This window comes from Gemmatimonadota bacterium, assembly GCA_026706845.1.
In the GTDB taxonomy this organism is placed as follows: domain Bacteria; phylum Latescibacterota; class UBA2968; order UBA2968; family UBA2968; genus VXRD01.
Map to the genome: position 1 here is coordinate 90458 of JAPOXY010000135.1, position 6000 is coordinate 96457.

Consider the following 6000-nt stretch of genomic DNA (forward strand, 5'->3'; position numbering starts at 1 on the left):
AACCCGAATGGCAGGTAACGTTCAGTGGCTCACGAACCCGCGAAGCGGGTTGCCAGAGGTCAAGGCGCGTTAGCACCGCAACGGCAACTGGTTGTTAGACGACGATAAGCCTCTATTGATGAGAGATATCAGGCAGAAATTCTGGACCTGGTCTCATGCAGCCTGCCGTCGGTTGAAAGAACTGATCGGCTTCCAACTTGTACCATCCGAGTGGGTTGTCATCCACGTCCGCCACCTGGACCCAAAGCTCAAGTTGTGGTCGCCGAATTTCTTTCAGAGGCACTGCCATCTCAGATAACAACTCGGCGCACACAACAGCTCCATTTATTCTCAGGAATGTCCAACCCTCTGCACGATACTGGAGATATTCGATTGTATCTCCCTTCGAAAAACTAAAGGTATCGTACCCGCTACCACCTCGGCGGTAATCCGTTCTCGACAAATAGAACACCCTTCCGTACGAGGTACCGTGGATTGCGCCATCTTCCCGAGCAAGAAAGAGACCGGGTATAATGGTTCTGAAGCGGACATCGCTATGTATGATCATCTCACCGCGGGCGGGGCTAATCGTATCCGCAACACTGGCTTGCGCCGTGGGTGCAGTTCGCAAGACTATCTCATCTCCAGAAGCTTGGATCCTGTGGGGACCTTCACCCGGAAAGATACTGCATTCAAATGCTAAACCTGGCCCCCATAGTGCAGTGACAGCGAAAATTCCAGAGAAAAACACGCTCCTCTTCATACGGCTCTCCGCCATAATTGTCGTCTAACGTTCTGGTCGTGCCCGAACCTCAAAGCGGTTGCGTGAAAGGCGCAACCAGAACTGGGCACGATTGTGATATATGTTGTGGGATGCTTTCAATCGCTAATTAGACTGAGGTCAGGTCAAGGGCAAAGTGAACCTCGCCGCCAAAGTGACCATCTTGACGATGAGTGATACGAAAACCGAACCGTTTGTAGAACGCGATAACCTCAGACCAGGTAGATGTCGTTTCCAGGACAATGCTTTGAAATCCCAACGCTTTAGCCTCCTGGCAGAGCCGTTCCAGTATTTGCCTGCCAATTCCTCGTCTCCGAAACTCCGGTGATACGGACATCCGGACTATCTCTGCTACCTGGTCTGACTTCGGATTCAGCGCGCCCGAGCCAACAATCCTGCCATCAAACCAGGCGACCAGAAATGTAGCATCCTTGTAGTAGGCACCGATGTCGTTCAAATCTGGATTTAAGGTTGGATCAATTTCTCCCCAGTGTTCGGCAAGTCCAGTTAAAATCAGGCTCTGGACAGCTTCTTGATCCTCACTCTCAAATGGCTTTATCGAGATTTGCTGTGTGTCCATTACCTTTGAGACAATCCTTTCCTCTATTCCTGAATTAACACTCTCTTCAGTGTGTGAATTTGAGATTTCTTCATTTTTAAGTATTCGAATTTTGGCATCTCACTCAAGAGGTGTGTCATACTTTCAGGATAGCGATTACCATAATCTCCAAGCATATACTCCTTCACTATCGCATCGTCAGATACGCCAATGTTTTTCAACAAGAGGGCAATGCCTACTCCTGTGCGATCTTTTCCGCTTGTACAGTGCAGGAGCGATGGCCAAATGGTTTCGTCTGCTAAAGTGTTATATAGCCTCTGTATCCATTCCTTAAAAATTCCGGACTCAAAAATGTAGTTGTTCATTGTGTCAAGCGGCGCAACTTGTAGAAGTTTAATGTTTCTGAAATCAGGATCTTTCTCGCGCCTCAAGTTGACGATTGTCTTTAATTGGAGCAGGTTATCCTGGGGCGTGATTTCATCCAGAGCACCACTTCGATAGAGGACACTTGACTTGAAGATCTCAGACCCAAGAATTTGATTCAAGCTGTTTCCAACATCGCGAAAGTTTTTCACTCCGAGCATATCATCTCTACAGTTTGATCTTCACGGTCAGTCTTTTTAAGAATAGACCGGGTGAGGTCTGAAAGACTTACTCGCTGTTCGCCCTGCTTATCAAAGTTGTCTGGGGCTAACCACGTGACGAAGGCTTTCTCGAGCTGAGGCCACTCTGAATCAATCGCTGCGTACCATGCGGTGTCGCGATTTCGCCCGTTATAGACCTTTGCCTGGCGAAAAATTCCTTCAAACGACAATCCCAGGCGTTGAGCGGCCGCACGCGATGCTTTGTTCAGACTGTCGCATTTCCACGAATAGCGTCGATAGCCCAATTCGAATGCCTTCTTCATCATCAGGTACATAGATTCGGTGGCTGTTCGCGTCTGCTGCAACTGTGGGGAATAGTGGATATGTCCCACCTCAATAGCACCACCTGAAGATTCAATGTTGACATAGCTTGCAACACCGCAGGCTGATCCCACACCCTTGTCCACGATTGCAAAGAATAGTGGATCTTCCGACAGGCACGTCCTGGTTATCCAGTCCCGGTAGCTATCTTTGTCGGAGAATGGACCGTATGCCAAGTATGTCCAACTCTTACCATCCTTATCAAAGGCGTTAGCCTGATACAGGTCATCAAGATGGCTATCGACTTGAAGTGGTTCCAGCCGACAGAAGCGGCCTTCCATGCATTCTCGCGGTGGATTGGGTGGTGGGGTCCAATCTGGTATTGCGAAGCTGATTGGCTGTCCAAGGCCATTGGTAAGTTCGCTCATAGGCACTCTTTCTGACCGCGCTATGTCGCCTAACGTCTGCCGGTTTGCAAATCCGCAAAGCGAGTTGCCGAAGGCCAAGGCATAAATGCGTCGTAGCATAACACCGATGTGTTAGGCGTTGCGCCGTGCTATTTGTCAAATGGTAAGTACAGGCTACACCGGCACCCCAGGGCGTCCAGCCCTTTCTCATAGATCTCCTCGCAAAGAGCGACTTTTCCGTCCATATACGACTGGCGGTCATTGTCGTGCTCTTCAGCGAGTTGCCATTTCAGGTTACTCAGTCTCCGAGCATATTCGGGACTTTGTCTGAGGAAATCCCTGAAAACAAGATGCCGCTTTAAGGCTTCGCCATACTTGTCACAAACATACGTATGGTGGGCGGGCAAAGATTCCTTCAGTCCACTATCCGATAGATCAAAGGCTTCTCTTCCGGGAATGCCCAGGTCACCTTCATGGAAATATCCGATCTCTGCAAGCCGGTCCTTCGTGCTCTCAAAATCCTGCCGCTCAATGACAATGTCAATATCAATGATGGGCTTCGCGGTCATTCCAGCGACAGATGTGCTACCGACATGCTCGATGCTGCAATACCTTCCTGACAGAACAGAGTCAAAACGATTTCGCAACTCTTCGAATTTTGAGGGCCAGGTCGGATCGTAGTGCTTTACCAATGTAACTCTCATTTTATCCTGATATTATTATCATCTCTCTTCATCTGCATCATGAAAATCAAAAAAGGTCAATATGTCATCCCGATCTGAAAATCCACGCTCCGCTTTCATTTTTTTAAGCTCAGGAGTGGAATCGTCGCGCCAGCCGCGCTTTTCCATGAATTGATTCCAGATTTGAATTTCTTCATTATTGGGACGTCTTCCATTCTCAAAACACCATTCCAGTATTTCCTCATCAGTTCCACCAAGAAGAACCCTTCGAACTAATGCATCGTAGTCTATTTGAAGAAAGCGAAGGCATCGACCATCAAGTCCAACCCCACGATTGTAGTCCTTTGGAAGCTTGCCTTGAGCGTGAAGTCGGATTTTGTCCAGCATTCGCCCGAAGAATACGATCTCTCCTACTTTTTCGTAGGAACTCCTTAAGTTGGAAATTTGCATATGGTATTTCTCCTGTCTCAAGCCCGAAGTGCATCCGTATTCGTTAAATAGAAAAGCCTTCAAACATAATTCTATCGACAAGCAGACAGCGTATGCAAACATCTGAACAGACGAAGACCAATCTGAGGCGTTATGATTCCCTCACCCCCAGAGGCCAGGCTCGGCGTCTGCGCGAACTCGCGAAGTCCGCACTACGTCAATTCGACATTCGCGTCCATCGCCTCGAACTCATCAAACACCTGGTCAACACGACATTCAGACTCCGATCAGATGAAGGAGAATTTCTGGTTCGCATTCACCGGGAAAAAAACCACACCGTTCGCCTGGTCGAATCAGAACTGGCGTGGCTCCTGGCGCTGTCCAAAGAAGCCGATGTTACAGTTCAGACGCCCTATACCACCCCAGACGGCAGAGTCGTTGTTTTGGCGGAAGCCGCCGGCGTGCCCAGAGCGTACCCCGTTACTATGCTTTCATGGATCAAAGGAAGGATCGTGCCTCAGGTGCGTCGGACAACCAGGCATTACGAAGGTCTCGGACGCCTTGTTGCCACACTACACAAACACGCGATGCAGTGGGATCCACCTGACGATTTCGAACGCCCTGTCTATGACGCCATTCACCAACTGGGAAAGTTCTCAGTCCGACCCTTGCCTGAGTTAGGACCTCGATACCTGCCCGCGCACGTCTTGAGGGACATGGAAGCCGTCTATGAACGGCGTCGAGAAGCCGAAAGGGTGTTGGGTACTGGTTGCGAGCATTTTGGCCTGATTCACTTTGACCTCAGCTTCAGCAACATTCTGTTCTATGGCGGGGAAGCGCTACCGATTGATTTCGATGCGTGTGGCCTCGGTTTTTATGCCTACGATCTCGGTGTTGCTCTGACAGGTCCTTTTGCCTACGAGAACTTTATGGCCCGATGTGAGGCTGTCTTCCGAGGCTATCGCCAGGTCCTACCTCTCAGGCGAGAATGGATCGAGTACCTCCCGACCTTCATGGCATCTCGCACTGCTTCCTATATCTTGCATGTCGCAGCGAATCCGAAGGCTGTAGAATCACAGTGGCGCTCCCTCCTGCGTCCCCTTCTTAAGGCCTCTCCTGATCAGTTTCCCTCCTGATGTCCTTAATGGGAGTTGATTTACTTCTCGTCACAGATCAAAGTTATCACTCAATAACTGCCTACTGATATCTCTACCCCTTTGACGGGGATATACAAGCCCGCTGACAACCGTCGACTTGTAATGATAGAGGGCTCGGCTCTTGATCGAGGAATCTGTCCGTGGATAGTTCGCTAATACCGAGTCCACGAATGCTTCCCCGTAAGCCCACATCCCCGCAACATCGTAAGCAGGATCCATAAGGCGAATGTCCCCCCAGTCGATGATGCCTGTGAGCCGGCCGCTTTTGGGATCATGGTAGATGTGTTGATACCAGACGTCACTGTGCGTGAATGTCGGCGTGTAGTCTGGCCTCGTCTGAATGTCGTTCAGCCATCGCTTGCACACTCGCCGAACTTCGGGACCCAGGTTAGAAGCGTGACGATAGAATCGACGCTCAACACCCCGCGGCGATCGGGGTCGTCCCTCCTCAACGCCAAGTTCGATCGCTTGCTCGACTGGGAAGGCGTGAACGGTGCTCAGGAACTTACCCAGGGCCACCGCTGCATCGGCACGGTTTTCCTCAGACAGGTTCCGAAATTGGGTAGGGCTCAGGCAGGTTCCTGGTATCATCTCATATCCTGCAAAGTCCGGCGTTTTGGGAAGGTATGTGTAGTTGGGAACGGGAATGCCAACCGTTCCCTTCAGACGCTCCAAGACAGCCTGTTCCCGCAGCAGCTTGATAATATCTTCTGTTTTATTGCCAATGACGAATCGAAAGATATAGCGGTCATTCAACAGAAACATCAGGTGATCTCCAAAGTCATCGATACGTTTGTAACCAGCACTCTGAAACTCAGGGAACGCCTCTCGGATTCGCTGTACGTAGTGCTCGACATCGATTTCGTTTGCCTTGGGAATCTTCGGTTTCCAGCGTCCAGACTGCTCGATTTCAGGGTAAACCTTTGCAATTCGCTGTAAGTAGCGCTTGGTTGCCATAGGGAGCTTCCTTTCTTCGCTCACGACTCTTATAGAGGGACAGCCATCACACCCTTCTATTTTTTTTTTTTTTTTTCTGCTTGCTGGATAGTCGCTTATATTTAAGAAATTTATTTTGTCACAACCCTTTTCAGAAGAGAATT

General features: G+C 49.7%; 8 protein-coding genes. 1 reads left to right on the top strand and 7 read right to left on the bottom strand.

The window, feature by feature from the left end; all coding sequences use genetic code 11:
- Window positions 1-112 precede the first annotated feature (112 nt).
- The 6 genes from OXG87_13260 to OXG87_13285 all read right to left on the bottom strand — a co-directional run bounded on the left by OXG87_13260 (window position 113) and on the right by OXG87_13285 (window position 3764).
- Entirely contained in the window at window positions 113-610 is a 498-nt protein-coding gene (locus tag OXG87_13260) for a hypothetical protein (protein ID MCY3870522.1), read from the bottom strand.
- Window positions 611-869: 259 nt separating this feature from the next.
- The gene (locus tag OXG87_13265) at window positions 870-1340 is read right to left on the bottom strand and encodes a GNAT family N-acetyltransferase (GenBank protein ID MCY3870523.1); all 471 of its coding nucleotides are present in this window, start codon (window positions 1338-1340) and stop codon (window positions 870-872) included.
- A 23-nt stretch (window positions 1341-1363) separates the two neighbouring features.
- On the bottom strand, window positions 1364-1903 hold the full coding sequence (locus OXG87_13270) for a tyrosine-protein phosphatase (protein ID MCY3870524.1): 540 nt from the start codon (window positions 1901-1903) through the stop codon (window positions 1364-1366).
- Window positions 1891-2652, bottom strand: a complete 762-nt coding sequence (locus tag OXG87_13275) for a GNAT family protein (protein ID MCY3870525.1) — start codon at window positions 2650-2652, stop codon at window positions 1891-1893. The genes OXG87_13270 and OXG87_13275 overlap by 13 nt, the downstream gene beginning before the upstream one ends.
- 128 nt (window positions 2653-2780) lie before the next feature.
- Window positions 2781-3335, bottom strand: coding sequence for a GrpB family protein (locus OXG87_13280; GenBank protein MCY3870526.1), 555 nt, complete (start codon window positions 3333-3335; stop codon window positions 2781-2783).
- Between the two features lie 18 nt (window positions 3336-3353).
- Window positions 3354-3764 carry a DUF5069 domain-containing protein gene (locus OXG87_13285; protein ID MCY3870527.1) on the bottom strand — a complete coding sequence of 137 codons (411 nt, stop codon included), beginning with the start codon at window positions 3762-3764 and terminating at the stop codon, window positions 3354-3356.
- A 92-nt stretch (window positions 3765-3856) separates the two neighbouring features.
- Here OXG87_13285 and OXG87_13290 point away from each other — a divergent pair, with 92 nt between their 5' ends.
- A complete protein-coding gene (locus OXG87_13290) occupies window positions 3857-4879 on the top strand; it encodes a phosphotransferase (GenBank protein MCY3870528.1) in 1023 nt (340 codons plus the stop codon).
- Window positions 4880-4909: 30 nt separating this feature from the next.
- Here OXG87_13290 and OXG87_13295 read toward each other — a convergent pair.
- The coding region (locus tag OXG87_13295; protein ID MCY3870529.1) for an aminoglycoside phosphotransferase family protein at window positions 4910-6000 on the bottom strand (1091 nt) is incomplete at its 5' end.

What these genes read in the sequence shown, in the direction of transcription:
- OXG87_13265 (MCY3870523.1), bottom strand. Translation starts at nt 1,340, where the DNA reads ATGGACACACAGCAAATCTCGATAAAGCCATTTGAGAGTGAGGATCAA.
- OXG87_13270 (MCY3870524.1), bottom strand. Translation starts at nt 1,903, where the DNA reads ATGCTCGGAGTGAAAAACTTTCGCGATGTTGGAAACAGCTTGAATCAA.
- OXG87_13280 (MCY3870526.1), bottom strand. Translation starts at nt 3,335, where the DNA reads ATGAGAGTTACATTGGTAAAGCACTACGATCCGACCTGGCCCTCAAAA.
- OXG87_13275 (MCY3870525.1), bottom strand. Translation starts at nt 2,652, where the DNA reads ATGAGCGAACTTACCAATGGCCTTGGACAGCCAATCAGCTTCGCAATA.
- OXG87_13290 (MCY3870528.1), top strand. Translation starts at nt 3,857, where the DNA reads ATGCAAACATCTGAACAGACGAAGACCAATCTGAGGCGTTATGATTCC.
- OXG87_13285 (MCY3870527.1), bottom strand. Translation starts at nt 3,764, where the DNA reads ATGCAAATTTCCAACTTAAGGAGTTCCTACGAAAAAGTAGGAGAGATC.